Origin of the sequence: Acetobacterium sp. (assembly GCF_036508315.1) — a bacterium.
Taxonomy (GTDB): domain Bacteria; phylum Bacillota; class Clostridia; order Eubacteriales; family Eubacteriaceae; genus Acetobacterium.
Genome location: NZ_DATCHP010000113.1, coordinates 52,121 through 67,835, shown reverse-complemented (window position 1 = coordinate 67,835; position 15,715 = coordinate 52,121). Strand labels below are relative to the sequence as shown.

Below are 15,715 nucleotides of genomic sequence, written 5' to 3'. Positions count from 1 at the left end.
CGTGCTTGTTCCAAAAAAAATTAAAACAGGCTTTATTTTTACCATGGGTGCTCCCGAACGGGTTATAAAAGAACTGGGTTATGAAAAAAAATTCAAAGGCTATGAAGCTATTCTGAAACGTTTCTTTGGGAGTTCAAAATCAATGACTGTAACGGATACCATGCAATTTGATGACTATTCCAAATATATGGTAACCGGTTTTAATGCTGAGGCCAAAGCAAAAAGAAGAGAAGAGGTATTCCCTGTAGAGTGTAAAGAAGCATTTAAATTCGGGGCGGACTTAGTCGATTAGAACAGGAGAAATTCATGGAAAAAGTAATTGATGTTTCAAAAAAGTATGATAAGGAAATTGCAGAGATACATTATATTTTGAAGGAACTGGGTAATGGAAGAATTTATGGATTTGACGGAAATTGTTCCCAGGTTGATAACTCCCTGGAAACGAATGTTGACAAATTGACTCAGAAAATAACAGATTTGCTGAATAAGATTGAATATGGAAAAGATTCTATCACAGACCAACAGAATTAATCCAGACTGGGTTGAATTGCATTGAAAGAAATTCCATCATTGTCACCTGTTTCAAATAGAAAGAAGCCAAAGATTTTAAAAGTCATTGGCTTCTTTGATGCCTTTAAACACCTGTCGGCATGGCAAGATTATGTGACTTAAAAAATGCGTGTCAATCTTTTCATTGGCGGAAATATAGTGATATAATATCTCCATTGAAAGGCGGTTTTAAAATGATTATTGGCATACCAAAAGAAATAAAAAATAATGAATCCCGAGTTTCCATAACGCCTGATGGCGTCCATGCGCTTACAGCTGCAGGGCATCAGGTCATAATAGAAAAAGGTGCAGGCGAAGCAAGCGGAATACAGAACAGTGAGTATGTGAATGAAGGAGCTGTAATAAGACAATACTGTAGAGATATATTCCAGGAAGCCGACATCATCGTAAAGGTAAAAGAACCGATTGATACCGAATATGAACTCCTTAAAGACGGCCAAATTTTATTCACCTATTTGCATCTGGCACCTAATCTGCCTTTAACAGAACTATTAATAAAAAAACATATTACCGGAATTGGATATGAAACGGTACAGCTATCCGATGGATCACTTCCGTTGCTCATACCGATGAGTGAAGTGGCCGGAAGAATGTCCGTACAGGTAGGTGCTACCATGCTTCAAAAATACAATGGGGGTGCAGGAATATTATTAGGAGGCGTTAGCGGTGTTTTACCCGGACAAGTCGTCATTATCGGAGCAGGTACCGTTGGAATCAACGCAGCAAAAATGGCTGTAGGTTTAGGTGCAATGGTAACCATTATCGATATCAACAAAAGAAAATTAGCTTATGTTGACGACATATTTCGCGGCAGAGTTTCCACATTGGTGAGTAACCTCTATAATATGGCTCTGATTACCTCCCAGGCAGACCTTCTTATCAGTGGGGTATTGGTTCCCGGAGCGAAAGCACCAAAACTTGTAACAGAAAAAATGGTGAAAAATATGAAAAAGGGATCTGTTATTGTCGACGTGGCCATTGATCAGGGTGGAACTGTAGAAACCATTGATCACAATACAACACATAGATAGACCCTGTTTTGAAAAGCATGGTGTCATTCACTATTCCGTTGCCAACATGCCTGGTACAGTGCCAAAGACATCCACCTATGCACTGACAGGATCGACACTTCCTTACCTCCTGAATATCGCCAACAATGGTGCGGAAAAAGCGATGAAAGAAGATCCCGCATTAATGGCAGGATTAAATACCTACCGTGGGCATATAACATATAAAGCTGTAGCCGAAGGCTTGGGTAAAGAATATGTTTCAGCTCAAGAATTATTGTTTATTTAGCCTATAAAAATTCAAGGTGTAATAAAAATGCTTTGATTTTCAGGAGAATCATCTGAAACCAGAAAAATCAGCCTGTAAAATGGTAAAGAAGAAAGAGTTCCTTAAATAAGAAAAGAGCGTTTTTAAACACTCTTTTCGACTGTAGACAAAGCAACTAAACAAACCTCTTTGCGGATTTTTATTTCATCATATTGTATGCATTATGGAGAACAGGCGTAGCCTGTACAATCTTGCAGCACACAACGATAAACAAATGTCCGTAAAGAGGTTTGTCAACACGCTTTTTAATCACTAGACTTCCAGTAATAATTTTTCAAGAATAACCAGATGTTGTTCTTCTTCTTTAATAATTTTTCCAAGCATTTCTTTTGTACTTTCTTTCGCATGCTTTGATAAAAACTCATAATAGTCAATTGATTTTTTCTCTGTTAGAATTCCTTCTTCAACTGCATCCTTAACCGAGTTTAGTTTCACCTGTTCTCTATTAAATGCAGCTGAAACAGCATAGTCTTTAAAATATGCGGAGGCTTCTTCTTCAAATAGATAATTAACTTCTGAATTCTTTTTTAAGTTATCATATAAGCCTTTAAAATAGTATACATGCTCCATTTCGTCCATTGCTAATTTTTTAAACGTTTCTTTTACTCTTCCTGTAGCACTGGAAGCCCAGTTATTATAAAATTTAACCCCTTCCTCTTCAATCTTAATAGCCAATTGTAAGATTTCATATACTGACGCATTTTCCATAGTTTCCCCTCCTGCAAGGAATGTATTTGTTAAAATATAACATGTCTTGATTGTAACCTATTTGGTAAATTTTTTCAACTATTTTGGCAGAAGGCAGTCCCGAAAAGCAGTGGCTGTGTATTATTGAAAATAAGTTATCTGAATAATAACAGGTGACAGGCTGCTAAATAAATGAAGGTATTGTAAATACTCAAGCAAAAAGGGTATAATTTAAGAAAGAACCCGATAAATAATTGGCTGAAACTTAGATATCAGCAATATCAGATACTTTAGAAAGTGTGGGTGACTATGGGAGTAATCGCTGTTATTATCATTTTGATTTCAGGATTTTTAATATGGCTTATTATCAGCACACAAAAAACATCTGAAGATTCAAAGTCCCTGGATGTTAAGCCGATGATAACCGTGCCTTGCAAAAATGGTTTTATTAAAGGGTACTACGTTAATGGTGGCTTATTTAAAGGCAGGAAATACGTTTCCAACAGACTCGCATTCGAAGGAACCTTTTTTAACGGCATACAGACAGGCCAGGGCAAAGAGTATTATCGCAATAGACAATTGAAATATGAAGGTCATTATGAAAATGATTTCCCATCCGGGCAGGGCGTATTGTATGATGAAAGCGGGCAATTGAAATATCTGGGACATTTTGTGAATGGTTACGCCTCAGGGCAGGGCAGACTTTATGATGATCATGGCAATTTGAAAATCGAAGGGCATTTTGCCCGAATGCCAGGCAATAATGAAAGCATGAAAGACCCTTCCGTGCCCTCAGGTTTATGCAAAGAATATTATGAAAATGGACAATTAAAATATGAGGGTGAATTTAATAACGGCATTTGGCAGGGTGAAGGAAAATACTATGATAAAAACGGTATTCTTCTGTATAAAGGAAAATATTTTAATGGAGCACCGGATAAATGATAATGAACTAAATGAGAAAGAGGTCTACTGGAAATGAGCCTGAAAATGTGCAATCTCTTGGATGTGGAAAAATACTTGCTTCTTGAACTGGTTTATTTTCATTTGCCTTCAACATTCAAATCCGCTATTTCCCGGGAAACACCCATGATGCTGGATCTTTATATTGACCTGATTGATCAGTGCAGCCACTCCATGTATCCAGGGTTTGTTAACCGGTCTCAACGGGGCAGGAAATTCGCAAAGTTGAGACAAGCCTACTTTCGAAGAATATATGCAACCAGTGAAAACCTGGGAGACATTATGATCACAGGTTATATGAATGATAACCACGGACCCTTTGGCAATACTGTGGATCAACGAAAAACCAGTTTTGTGGGTCTTGCTTTTGAAGACAGTGAAAACAATGGTGCTGTATCCTTTAGTGGATGTGAACAAATGTATCCTTCCAGTATGATGCTTGACTGGTGCGGGTGCCTGGCCGCGTCACTGGGGTTTGTTACCGGCCATCATACCAAGGCACTGAACTTTTATGACAAGCACATGCAGGGCATTTCAGGGGAAAGAAACATATTGGGACATTCCAAAGGCGGTAATCTTGGAACCTATGTTTTTATTAATCGTTTAAATGAAAACACCAATGCCTATTGCGTTAATGCACAGCCTTACTGCTGGCGTACAATGAATAACATCCAAAAGGAAGCACTGAAAACAGAACGATTCGAGTATATTGTACATGCCAACGATCCCACAAAAAAAGCTGGTTATGTATCATATATCAGTCGCACTGCTCCACTTAATCGATATGCAACCAAAGGCTTTATTAACATACACGGCTTGGCCGAAGTGAATTTTGATGAATTCGGGAATCTTGAAGGCACCCGGGTCATACGAGAAATTACGGATAAACTAAAGGCCAAATTTTTTAAAGATTATTCCTGCGAAAAGCATTTCAGCCATGATGAATGCATCAAGCGGTTTCAAATGCAAATTGAATCAAGCAACTCAATTCCCCGGCTTTTTAGTACAACTATGGATGAAGCTCTGATGGTAACAAATGCCCTTGCCTCAATTCTTTGGCTCAAGGATGTGGATAGCGAAGGTGAGTTTATCTATCCTTTGATCATTAAGAGTCCTGTTGCAGATGAGTTCTATCAATTAAAGCTCAGGGAAGGGAATGGTATCGCTTCTCAATGCGTTTTTCAGGGATTGCCACTTTTTATCAGAGATTCAAAACGGTACGAAGTACATTTTGAAGGGATGGACCATGCCATGGGTATCACCATCACCTCAGAAATTGCGGTGCCCCTGGGTGTGGATGAAAAAGATGTGTTTGGCGCCTTGGAACTGATCAATAAGAAAAATGGCTTTTTCACGGTAGAGGATTTTGCCCTGGTAAATGATATGACTCTGGCAATGTTGGATGTTTTCAGGAAAACAGGTCAAACCTTTGATAGCTGTCGGGATTTCACGCTTTTGCGGATACAGCAGGGTAGAGAGCGACTTTTTTCCATTGAAAAACATGGGTATAAGGAATTCTGTTTTTCATCAACTAAGGAAAAGGATACATTCCTTAAAATGATCTGTGGGGAAAAGCTGGAGAAAGATCAAGTTCTTGTATTCAACCGCAGAAAATTTAATGCCTCTATGAAAGCCGAGCTGAAAGTTCTTCGAAGCCAGGAATATTCGGAAATTTTCTTACCACCGAAATACCGTGATACCAATAAAAGTGTGGAGACCGTGTTAAGGAAGCATTTTTTGTATGTGAGGAACAGGTCGAAACGCATCGTTGATTTGGCTGAAAAAGTTGGTTTACAGCATAAACTGAAAACAATTGTAAAAAACCTCACCGATGCTGAATATGTCTTACTTGAATATGCGGTTGCCCTAATAAAGGAACCCATGCTTATTATTGTTAATACACCCATTGATGGTTTGGACAAAGACGCCTATGAAGCAGTATGCAATCGACTGAAACAGGACTGTCTTAATAAAATGATAACAGTAATAGTACTGCGCTTGTAAAATTTTCAAAATATTCCAAGTTTATTCATGATCCAGGAAAAGCACTCTTCGACTGCGCCACAATGTATAACAATCAATCGTTTATCAAGCAATACTTGATAAACGATTGAAAAAATAGGTAAATTATGTTATATTTAATAGAGTATGCTTCAATCTTTTGTATTGAGTAATCGGAATTTTGTTTTTGAAAGGAAAAAATATGGACCCTGACCCTGCGAGTTTTACGCCGCAATTTATCATAATCGTTATCCTCATCTTAATAAACGCATTTTTTGCTTCGGCAGAAATGGCAATTGTATCACTTAATAAAAATAAACTTAGAATTTTAGTTGAAGAAGGCAATAATAATGCGCTCCTATTAAATAAGTTGATCAAGGAACCGACTAAATTTCTTTCAACCATACAAGTTGGCATTACTTTTGCCGGATTATTTTCAAGCGCTTATGCTGCAACAGGGATTTCCAGTGGATTAGGTTTATGGCTGGAAAAATTCGGTATCCCTTATAGCTATGATGCAGCCCTGATTCTGGTGACAATTACTTTATCGTATATTACCCTTGTTTTCGGGGAATTATATCCAAAAAGATTGGCACTGAAAAAATCAGAAGAAATCGCACTTTTTTCGGTCAGACCCATTTTATTTTTTTTGAAAGTAACGGCTCCTTTTGTAAAATTGCTTTCAGTGTCCACAAATTTACTGATCCGGATAACAGGGGTCAGTGTTGATGATTTAGAAGAGAAAGTTTCAAGAGAAGAAATCAGATCTTTTGTTGAAGTCGGACAAGAGCACGGTGCCATTAATGAAACTGAAAAAGATATGATCAATAGTATCTTCGAGTTCGATAATAAACTGGCAGAAGAAATCATGACCCCTCGAACGGAAGTCTATTTAATTAATATAGATATACCCCTGAAAAATTACCTCAGCGAATTATTCACTTTAAAGCATTCAAGAATACCTGTTTTTAAAGGTGACAGTGATAATATTATCGGGGTTCTTTATATGAAAGATTTTATGGCTGAAGCTTATAAAGTCGGATTTGAAAATGTCGAATTAAGAACTATCATTCGCCCGGCTTACTTTGTCCCGGAACGAAAAAACATTGATGAATTGTTTAAAGATCTCCAGGCCTCGAAAATGCAGATTACCATTTTAATTGATGAATATGGCGGTTTTTCAGGTATTGTAACCATGGAAGACTTAATTGAAGAAGTTATGGGAAAGCTCGAAGATGAATATGACAACGAAGCTCCGGATATTAAAAAGATTGACGACACCGTCTTTGTTGTAAAAGGGCGAATATCTGTTAAAGAATTGAATGAAAAGCTGCTCCTTAATTTGGATGAGGATTCAGAAAGTTATGATACATTAGGCGGTTTATTGATAATGCTTCTCGGTCAGATCCCACTTGATGATGAAGAGTACACCGTTAAATATAATAATATTATTTTTAATATCGAGAAAGTTAAGGATAAAAGAATAGAGAGCGTCAAGATAACCATTGAAAAAAAAGATAATCTGCAGGAAATCTAATGAGGATTTTCCTGTATTTTTTTTAAATTTGGACTTTGGAACGAGTAAGGACGTTTTTCCACTAGTAACCGATTACTGTTGGAAAAATGGATATTTATGCACGCATTGCATTGACTATCCATTTATTAGGTGTATAATTCTCTTCAGAAGGTTACCTTCAATCTAATAAAAGGGGAAATGAAACATGTATGAAGTACCAACAAAAAAAGTAAAGAAATGCATATTTTGCATAATTCTTGTACTTGCTTTAACAATGCTCTTAGGCTGTACGCCACAGAAAAACGAAACCAGTTCTAATAATAATGAGTCTGAGGCAGCAGTATTAACCGATGTATCAGGTGCAGATTCTTTGAAGTTACTTGAGGAGGGCGATGCCAGATTTGTCGATGCTAAAACGACTACTAAGGACATCAGTGTTGCAAAACGTGCAGATTTATCAAATAACGGACAATTTCCATTTGCAGTTGTTGTCAGCTGTTCTGATTCCCGTGTTCCACCTGAAGTAATCTTTGATCAGGCACTGGGAGAATTATTTGTCATTCGTGTGGCCGGAAATGTCATTGATCCCGTCACTTTGGGAAGCGTCGAATATGGAGTTGAACATCTTAAATCTCAGCTCGTTGTTGTGATGGGCCATGAAAAATGCGGTGCTGTAAAGGCAACGATGGATGGCGGAGTACCCGCTGGAAGCATTGGTTCCATTGTGGATAAAATCCAACCATCTGTCGAAAAAGTCAAAGCGACCGGGGTTCCTGAAAGTGATGTGTACGAAGACTCCATTGATGAAAACATTAAAAATTCAGTAGTGGAAATAGAAAAAAGCCCCATCATCGAAGAACTTATAGCAGCCGGTAAACTAAAGGTTGTCGGTGCTAAATATGATCTTGACACTGGAACAGTCGTGTATCTTCCAGAAGTATAATAACCGGTCAAATGAAACTTTGATTACCGCATTGTCAATAATGAGTAACGCGTATCTAAACCAACAAAAAACAACGTTCTGTAGTCGTTGTTTTTTTTGTGTTAAAACAGGATATCATGACCCAAATGTGATATTATTAAATTACAAACTGTTCAAAGCACAAAGGAGATAGAGAAACCATGGAAATCATTAACAATATTAAAAACACCGCATTGATTTTTGAAGGCGGGGGAATGCGGGCCAGTTACACCGCCGGGTTTGTCAATAATCTGCTGGAAAACCAACTCTATTTTGATTATGTTGCCGGTATTTCCGCAGGTTCCAGCCACAGTGTCAACTATTTATCCAGAGATATGAAGCGGGCTAAGCGTTCCTTTGTGGATTTAGTTTTGGATCCCGAATTCGGGGGATGGAAATCCTTTTTCAAAGGAGAAGGATTTTTTCGCTCCCAGTATATTTATGAAGAAACCTCGGAGCCCGGGGAATCATTGCCCCTGGATTTCAAGGTATTTATGGCAAATCCCGCAAAGCTGCGCATTGGTGTTTTTAACCGGGAAAGCGGAAAAGTTATTTATTATACCAAGCATGATATTCATGAAATGCAGGACATAATGAAAATTGTCCGGGCTTCATCATCCATGCCGATTTTCATGCCGCCGACCTATTATAGAGAAGACTACTACGTGGATGGGGGTCTAGGTGGGGGAATTGCCCTGGATATTGCAAAAAAAGACGGTTTTGATAAGTTTTTCGTTGTACTTACCCGTGAAAAAGGCTACCGAAAAACTCCGGTGAAATTTAAAGGGGTAATTAAAGCCTATTACCGCAAATATCCACAGGTTGTCGAAGCCATGCTCACCCGCCATATTATTTACAACGAAACCCTTGATGAATTGGAGGCCCTGGAAAGTCAGGGCAAAGCCTTTCTTGTTTACCCTGAAACCATGCCGGTTTCCAATCGGGAGATTAATTTTGACAAGCTGTCAGAAAGCTATCAATTAGGTTATGCCCAGGGACATCGGGATTTACCCAGGTGGAAAGCGTTTCTGGGAATGGAATAGGAAAAAACGCACCAAAAGGTTACTGAACTTTTAGAAAGTCAGTACTTAGTACTTTTTTGATAAGTGTTAAAATATATACGATTAGGGTATCTAGATATACAAGTGTTTAAATAATAATTTATAAGGAGATAACGCGATGAATAAAGATATTTTTGAAGGAAAATGGGAACAGTTTAAAGGTGAGGTCCAGAAAAGATGGGGAAAACTCACAAACGATGATCTTGATGTTGTTAAAGGCGATGTAAGAATCCTGGTGGGACAACTTCAGGAAAAATATGGCATGACCAAAGAAGCCGCAGAGAAAGCCATTGAAGACCTCAAAGAACAACATACAAATAAAGAAATGTTTGAAGAAAAATGGGAACAATTTAAAACTGAGGTCCAGAAAAGATGGGACAAACTTACAAACGAGGATCTCGATGCCGTTAAAGGCAATGTTAAAGTTCTGGTGGAAAAGCTTCAGGAAAAATACGGCATGACCAAAGAAGCCGCTGAAAAAGCCATTAATGACATAAAAGAAAAAATGAAAAAATAGAAACCAGGAGATACAAAAGAAAGTGAAGCCATTATCGGTTTCACTTTCTTTTTTTTTGCAAACCTCTTTGATTTTTATTATAAAAATTAGTTCACTCTGTACGTTTAGCCGCTCATCATGAATTAATCCCTGGTTGTGTCTGTATCGTTTAAGATAAGATCAATCAACACCTTAACAATTTCCGGGTCAAATTGAGTGCCTGAATGCCTCCGAAGCTCCTTGATTATTTTATCATGGCCAAGTGCTTTTCCGTAGGTACGATCGGATGCCATGGCTTCAAAGGAATCTGCAACCGCAATTATTTTAGCAATAAATGGAATTTTAGTTGCTGTCAGTCCTAGAGGATATCCCTTGCCATCCAGTCTTTCGTGATGTGCGAGGACAAACTCGGCAATGGATGAATAGGCATCCACTGATTTTAAAATTTGATAACCAACTTCCGGATGTTTTTTGATCTCGTAATACTCAGCCTCGGTGAGTTTTCCCGGTTTGTTTAAAATGTCATCACTCACCGCTATTTTTCCAATGTCATGGAGTAAGCCGGCGATTTCAATTTCCTTAATCACTTCATAATCCAAATGCATGGCTTCACCAATTTTTTTACTGATGATGCTCACCCGATCCGAATGCTTTTTCTCCCGTTCATTTTTATAATTTAATTTTTTCGTAATGGCTTGCAGGGTTTGATTTCGCATGCTTTTGCTTTCAACCAGCTTCTTCCGGTACATATGATCTTCCGCTTTTATAAAAAGTTCATCCATGGACTGGTCCATGGCTGTCTTTGTTTCCCAGCCAATGGATACAGAGAGTATACTGTTTTCCAAATCCGTTTTTGAAGCTGCTTTATAAACACGTTCAACTATTTTCGAGACTTCAGCCGATGTTGTTTTCGGAAAGAGAATCGTGAATTCATCCCCGCCGATTCTTGAAATCACATCAGAGAACCGGCATTCTTTTTTGAGAAGATCCGCCAATTTTTTCAGCAGAATATCCCCGGCCAAATGCCCGAAAGCATCATTTGTCAGCTTTAATCCATTTACATCCAAAAGGGCAATGGTTAGGGGAAGATTTTCCTCTGTATCCAAACGTATTATCTCTTCTTCATAAAAACGTCTGTTATAGAGACCGGTGAGCTGATCATGATAACTGAGATACTCAATATAAATCTGATTGTTTTTCTTTTCGGTGATGTCCCTGGCGATGACAATGACTTCATCCTCGCTGCTTTTAACTGTTCTTATCTCCAAATAGTGATTGCCATCCGGAAAATTTACACAGTACTCAAACATTTGGATGTTGCCTGTTTGTAATGCTTGAGATATGTCTTTATTCCCTTTGATGGCAAGATCGCCTGGGAGTGTTTCAACTAATGTTTTACCCATAAATTCCCCTTTTCTCAATATTAAAAAGGATTCATCATTAACGTGAAAATCTATAAACCTTCCATCGCCATCTAATATAAACACACTGTCAGGCAGTGCATTGACAATCGCCCGATTTCTTTCTTCACTGATGACCAAAGCCTCTTTACTGGCATTGAGCTCATCGAAATAATTCTGGGTTTTTTCAAGAACGTTATTGACAGATTTTCTAATAACACCAAAGGTATCATTTTCTGCTTTCATTCGATAGGCAACGTTATCTTCAATAGAAATTCCCTGAATATCCATGTCTAATTTCAATAGGGGCTGTAGAATGTACCTTTTTTGCAGAATCAATATGACAAAAATAATAAACCCCGAGGATAGAAGGCTCAGTAAAAATATCACAAGTGCTTGCAGGGCTGTCTTGACATACTCAGCGGTTCCCATAAAGCTTCCCACCGTCCAATCCGTTCCAACAATGGGCTGGTAAGCCAAATAACCGGGTATACCATTAAGTACAATCGCCGTACTGCCAGTTTTATTTTGGATCATTGCTGCCGATAGATTTTCCGAAACAGCATTGATATTAACGAGATCAGAAGTTTCATTATAAATATAGTAGGGATGCGCCAGAATATTGCCTTTGCCATCAATTAAAAATGAATATTGTTCTTCAGAACTGTTTTTATCCAGGACCAAATTGATAATGCTATGGATGGAAATATCACCTGCAATGACACCCAGAAATTCATGTTTTACATTATAAACAGGTTTGGCCACAGTGACAATAAGCTGGTCTTTTGTTGCATTCACAAAAGGTTCCGTAAAAATCAGCTGATCCGATGCCACAACTTTTATATACCAGGGTCGGGTTCTTAAGTCAAAGGATGCCAGAGGCACAAATCCACTGCTATTAATCATTTTATTATCAGGGGTTCCAAAGTAAAGGGATATAAACGAAGGATTATTAGTCTCAAGAGCTTTTAAATAGTCGAGAATCTTACTCTCATCTGTTTCAATGGCAGTGTAACTCCCTGCATCTGTTATCACTTGTCCCATATTGCCCAATCTGGAACAGATGTCACTGGCAACCGCATCCCGTTCCAATAGGATGTTTGCCTGTGTTTGTTCCATGATTGTATGCTCAAAATACTTAAACTCAATAAACATTCCCAGGGCCACTGTGATGGTGACAACAACCCCCACAATATAGAATCGCTTGATCATCTGTTTCATTTATTACACCTCAAAAGTATTAATGCTAAAATAATTGCTCAATCATTTTAACATTTAAAATTACGAGACGCCAGCTGAAATTTCCAGTTTGTTTTTACAAAGCAGTTAAATTAATACACAAAATAAATACAAACGTTTACATTTTGTCTATTTACTTTTATTAAATAGGTGATACAATGTATTCAAGTCAAAAATCAACCCAAACCTTTTCTGAATTCAATGATCTCGGTCATTGAAAAGCAAACAATACCACAGCTCGCCAATAAAAATAAAGAAAAAATAACCCAGGTCGACGTGAAAACCTGCCAAAGGTTAATGCTTCAATTTTAAAGGCATCTGGAAAAATTTGAATGAGAAAACAGATTGCTCCGAAATTAAGAGAGGAAGAAACCTCACAAGCAAATTAGAAATAAGGTAATTGAAAATCATAAATTGATTCAAGAAAGGTTCTCACGGTTTCAAAAAACCATATCCGATTAAAAGTCGGAAACGAGAAGTGTTCTCGGTCAGAGATGATGTTTAGATGATCCTGAAAATAATTTTTAAGTGAGTTAAAAGGAATCTGATCTTAAGAGTAAGATAACTCCAAAAAAGTTGGCACGGTTTGCGGTGAAAAGTGAAAAAGAAGATTTTTGATAAAATCAATAAAAGGAGTCCAAACGGATGACGAAAGAGATTTTAGACTAGGCCGGTTCTGCAGATGAAAATGTAGAATCGGCTTTAGTCTTTTTTGTTGTGGCTTTCTATTGATTTGCCATGATCTTTTGGAAAAATCAAGATTTATTTATAATGAAGCATGCACTTTTTAGTTCTCACAGATCTAAGGTGTTATTCTTGAATCAGTGCGTTTTCAACCGCTTTTTTAATAACTTTGCTTGAATTCGTTGCGCCTGAAATGGTATTCACATCAATTTTTTGTTCTTTTATCATATTATCGATAATAACCTCTGCGGGAGCGCCTTTTTCATTTTTGTGTTCAAGAAGACTGATTTTTTCAATTGTCCCATTATCAACTACAACTTCAACATTGGCAGAAATATAGCCCACATCATAGGCACCATCATAAACGCCATTAGGGATATTGTAGAGATTAATGTCAGAAACTGTTATGTCCGCAACCGATTTTTTATAGCTGTTGACATCATATAAATACCATGCGAAATATAGGATACCAATGATTACTACAGAAATTAAAATAAAAATTACAAGTGATTTTTTTTTACGCATTCTTTTTTTCCTCCATTAGAATTGAACGAAGCAGGGTGTCAAAACTGTATTTTAAGAAGTCTTGTTTGGTGACCCCCATGGCTTGTTCAATATATTTTTGTTTTTTATATGCCATATTAATGATCCCGGAAAGGCTGGACCAGAAAATAAAGACCACCTGGGGAATTTGAAGATCAGGTCGAAAAATACCCTGATCAATACCATCATGAAAAAAAACAGCCAATTCTTCATTGATCTGCTCACCAACTTCAAAAATATCCTTGAAAACCGGTGGTGTATTTTGATTTTTAAGGTCCACATTGATTTCCTGGAGCACCGTTTCAAAATACAGGGGATATTCATCACAATAGCAGGTTAATTCATTACAAATTCCGTAATATTTTGCAAACAAGTCATTGTCTTTTTTAATGGCCCTCTGGATGCGATCGTAAAGCATTTTCATACTCTTCAGTATAATGCAATTGACAATTTCTTCTTTATTTTCAAAATACACATACAATGTAGCCTTGCTGTACTGGGCTACCCTGGCAATGTCATTCATTGTGGTTTTTTCAATGCCCTTTATTTCAAAAAGTGTTTCCGCTACCTCGATAATGCTATCCCTGTGAAAATCGGCTAATTCTTTTTTTCTTCCCATTAAAAACCTCTGTTTTAATAATTGAACCATGGGTTTAATTATAGTAGGCATTCTAATAATAGTCAAGTTATTTAAGAAATTCCCAGACAGTTTAAGAAATACATACTCTGATATATTTTGTAGGAGCAATTATTAATCGCCCGAAACTGCAATGAAAGCCAGACTTTTATGTCTTATCGATATTTAAATATGTTGACTTGACATAATGGGATATTTTTTATACAATGATTGCAAACAAAACCAAGCTAAACAAAACGATACAGAACAATTTAGAAGCGTATTTTGAGTTAGAAATAGGATCCAATTAGAAAATTTCCAGGATATGAATATTCAAGATTAGAATAGTGTGGTTAGGTTAGGTCAGGTAAATAAAGTGTGAAATCTTTTCAAGTGCATAATTATTTATGTATTGTAAGATTGGCTTAGGAAGATTAAAGGTGATCTGAATGTATAAATGGACATTGCTGTTTGGAATAGATTATTTTATTGCACCACTACGGGTTTCAAAAGACTGCGATTATTATCCTGCTTTAAAAGAAAAATTTAATCAGATTTATGCGATTCTTGTGGAAAATAATGTGCCCTCTGAAATTCAGGATACAGTAAGAAAAACAGGTAATATTGTTCTGGAAGTCATACAAAGATATTATGGCCGGTAATGTAAGAGGCGCTTTAAATGGTCTTAATGTTATTTTAGAACCCCTAATGCACAACCCTTTAGTCGTTTCAAATTTGAAGAACAGCCTGGCATTAAAAGGTCTCAATATTTTCAGAAATGATATTGATGAAGAAGATCCATGCCTTTTTTCTGAAGTTGATCTATTCCGTTCCAGATTAAGTGATCAAATATGCGGCTTTAAGCCAGAAAATATGCTTCATATTGGTTTTAATAATCGAGGGACGATTGCTACTCAACGTTTTAGTATACCAGGGCTGCCCTGTCTTTACTTTGGAACATCATCCTATGATTGCTGGATAGAAATGGGAAAACCCCCTGATAATGTTTTTAACGTATCACATGCACAATTTGATGATACAATAAAGGTGTTTAATACAGCAGTCAATGCATACGATATTACAGCGTTTGGAAATTTGACTAAAGAAAAAAAAGACAAGTATGATATTGATTTTGATGAAGCGATCCAAACATTAATGTCGTTATGGCTATTATCCATTTCCGCTTCATTTACGATTGAAGAAACCGGAAGAACATTTCATTCTGAATATATTATTTCTCAGTTAATTATGCTGGTAGTAAGAGAATCCAAATTAGACGGTGTTCTTTATCTTACAAAGCAATTCCATGACCAAATGAAAAATGATAATTGGGCTAAACCGGTAAGTGTTAATATAGCATTGTTTGCACACTATGAAGGTGAGAATGTTATGTCGGAAATCTGCAAGGAAATAAAAATATCGTCATCAGTCAATTTCAGAGAATACAAGAAACTTAACGAAACAATTAAAAGCAGTCCCGAACATCTATTAATTGATTTTTTTTCACCGTCAGAATGCAGACTGGGAATAAAGATCCTTTCTTACCGTCAAACTCAATTTTATGGTTTTGATAAATATATTAAGAAAATGAAAAAAGATTATTGCCATGTCGATGAAATAAATGTAACGTGATAACCAAAGGG

Annotated in this window: 13 protein-coding genes and 2 pseudogenes; 11 read left to right on the top strand and 4 right to left on the bottom strand. The window is 37.0% G+C overall.

Translation table 11 applies throughout. The features are described from left to right. The 3 genes and pseudogenes from VIK44_RS13960 to ald all read left to right on the top strand — a co-directional run. Positions 1-292 (top strand): annotated as a pseudogene (locus VIK44_RS13960) (flavodoxin family protein); the annotation flags it as partial. A 14-nt stretch (positions 293-306) separates the two neighbouring features. Next, a complete protein-coding gene (locus VIK44_RS13955) occupies positions 307-531 on the top strand; it encodes a hypothetical protein (RefSeq protein WP_331554502.1) in 225 nt (74 codons plus the stop codon). Between the two features lie 212 nt (positions 532-743). After that, positions 744-1,866 (top strand): annotated as a pseudogene (gene ald / locus VIK44_RS13950) (alanine dehydrogenase). A gap of 291 nt (positions 1,867-2,157) precedes the next feature. On the opposite strand, the gene VIK44_RS13945 reads toward ald, so the two are convergent. After that, positions 2,158-2,613 carry a ferritin family protein gene (locus VIK44_RS13945; RefSeq protein WP_331554501.1) on the bottom strand — a complete coding sequence of 152 codons (456 nt, stop codon included), beginning with the start codon at positions 2,611-2,613 and terminating at the stop codon, positions 2,158-2,160. A 288-nt stretch (positions 2,614-2,901) separates the two neighbouring features. Between VIK44_RS13945 and VIK44_RS13940 the strand changes: the two genes are divergently transcribed. The 6 genes from VIK44_RS13940 to VIK44_RS13915 all read left to right on the top strand — a co-directional run bounded on the left by VIK44_RS13940 (position 2,902) and on the right by VIK44_RS13915 (position 9,611). After that, positions 2,902-3,537 (top strand): hypothetical protein, encoded by a 636-nt coding sequence (locus tag VIK44_RS13940; protein WP_331554500.1) that lies wholly within the window; start codon positions 2,902-2,904, stop codon positions 3,535-3,537. A 33-nt stretch (positions 3,538-3,570) separates the two neighbouring features. Beyond that, complete coding sequence (locus VIK44_RS13935; RefSeq protein WP_331554499.1) at positions 3,571-5,559, top strand: GAF domain-containing protein; 1,989 nt, start codon at positions 3,571-3,573, stop codon at positions 5,557-5,559. Positions 5,560-5,758: 199 nt separating this feature from the next. After that, positions 5,759-7,093 (top strand): hemolysin family protein, encoded by a 1,335-nt coding sequence (locus VIK44_RS13930; protein ID WP_331554504.1) that lies wholly within the window; start codon positions 5,759-5,761, stop codon positions 7,091-7,093. A gap of 184 nt (positions 7,094-7,277) precedes the next feature. Next, positions 7,278-8,015 (top strand): carbonic anhydrase, encoded by a 738-nt coding sequence (locus VIK44_RS13925; RefSeq protein WP_331554498.1) that lies wholly within the window; start codon positions 7,278-7,280, stop codon positions 8,013-8,015. A gap of 179 nt (positions 8,016-8,194) precedes the next feature. Continuing rightward, entirely contained in the window at positions 8,195-9,076 is an 882-nt protein-coding gene (locus VIK44_RS13920) for a patatin family protein (protein ID WP_331554497.1), read from the top strand. A 136-nt stretch (positions 9,077-9,212) separates the two neighbouring features. Next, on the top strand, positions 9,213-9,611 hold the full coding sequence (locus VIK44_RS13915; RefSeq protein WP_331554496.1) for a CsbD family protein: 399 nt from the start codon (positions 9,213-9,215) through the stop codon (positions 9,609-9,611). Between the two features lie 122 nt (positions 9,612-9,733). Here VIK44_RS13915 and VIK44_RS13910 read toward each other — a convergent pair whose 3' ends face one another. The 3 genes from VIK44_RS13910 to VIK44_RS13900 form a co-directional block, all read right to left on the bottom strand. Further along, entirely contained in the window at positions 9,734-12,211 is a 2,478-nt protein-coding gene (locus VIK44_RS13910; protein ID WP_331554495.1) for an HD domain-containing phosphohydrolase, read from the bottom strand. Between the two features lie 828 nt (positions 12,212-13,039). After that, entirely contained in the window at positions 13,040-13,438 is a 399-nt protein-coding gene (locus VIK44_RS13905; RefSeq protein WP_331554494.1) for an FMN-binding protein, read from the bottom strand. Next, the gene (locus VIK44_RS13900) at positions 13,431-14,075 is read right to left on the bottom strand and encodes a TetR/AcrR family transcriptional regulator (RefSeq protein WP_331554493.1); all 645 of its coding nucleotides are present in this window, start codon (positions 14,073-14,075) and stop codon (positions 13,431-13,433) included. The genes VIK44_RS13905 and VIK44_RS13900 overlap by 8 nt, the downstream gene beginning before the upstream one ends. Before the next feature lie 446 nt (positions 14,076-14,521). Here VIK44_RS13900 and VIK44_RS13895 point away from each other — a divergent pair, with 446 nt between their 5' ends. Together VIK44_RS13895 and VIK44_RS13890 are read left to right on the top strand one after the other, a co-directional pair. Beyond that, entirely contained in the window at positions 14,522-14,734 is a 213-nt protein-coding gene (locus tag VIK44_RS13895; RefSeq protein WP_331554492.1) for a hypothetical protein, read from the top strand. Beyond that, a complete protein-coding gene (locus VIK44_RS13890) occupies positions 14,697-15,704 on the top strand; it encodes a hypothetical protein (RefSeq protein WP_331554491.1) in 1,008 nt (335 codons plus the stop codon). The genes VIK44_RS13895 and VIK44_RS13890 overlap by 38 nt, the downstream gene beginning before the upstream one ends. The last annotated feature ends 11 nt before the right edge of the window (positions 15,705-15,715 follow it).

Bases quoted from the DNA above. Each gene is read 5' to 3' on its own strand.
- VIK44_RS13900 (WP_331554493.1), bottom strand. From the start codon at position 14,075: ATGGGAAGAAAAAAAGAATTAGCCGATTTTCACAGGGATAGCATTATC.
- VIK44_RS13945 (WP_331554501.1), bottom strand. From the start codon at position 2,613: ATGGAAAATGCGTCAGTATATGAAATCTTACAATTGGCTATTAAGATT.
- VIK44_RS13895 (WP_331554492.1), top strand. From the start codon at position 14,522: ATGTATAAATGGACATTGCTGTTTGGAATAGATTATTTTATTGCACCA.
- VIK44_RS13935 (WP_331554499.1), top strand. From the start codon at position 3,571: ATGAGCCTGAAAATGTGCAATCTCTTGGATGTGGAAAAATACTTGCTT.
- VIK44_RS13955 (WP_331554502.1), top strand. From the start codon at position 307: ATGGAAAAAGTAATTGATGTTTCAAAAAAGTATGATAAGGAAATTGCA.
- VIK44_RS13925 (WP_331554498.1), top strand. From the start codon at position 7,278: ATGTATGAAGTACCAACAAAAAAAGTAAAGAAATGCATATTTTGCATA.
- VIK44_RS13940 (WP_331554500.1), top strand. From the start codon at position 2,902: ATGGGAGTAATCGCTGTTATTATCATTTTGATTTCAGGATTTTTAATA.
- VIK44_RS13920 (WP_331554497.1), top strand. From the start codon at position 8,195: ATGGAAATCATTAACAATATTAAAAACACCGCATTGATTTTTGAAGGC.
- VIK44_RS13910 (WP_331554495.1), bottom strand. From the start codon at position 12,211: ATGAAACAGATGATCAAGCGATTCTATATTGTGGGGGTTGTTGTCACC.
- VIK44_RS13905 (WP_331554494.1), bottom strand. From the start codon at position 13,438: ATGCGTAAAAAAAAATCACTTGTAATTTTTATTTTAATTTCTGTAGTA.
- VIK44_RS13930 (WP_331554504.1), top strand. From the start codon at position 5,759: ATGGACCCTGACCCTGCGAGTTTTACGCCGCAATTTATCATAATCGTT.
- VIK44_RS13915 (WP_331554496.1), top strand. From the start codon at position 9,213: ATGAATAAAGATATTTTTGAAGGAAAATGGGAACAGTTTAAAGGTGAG.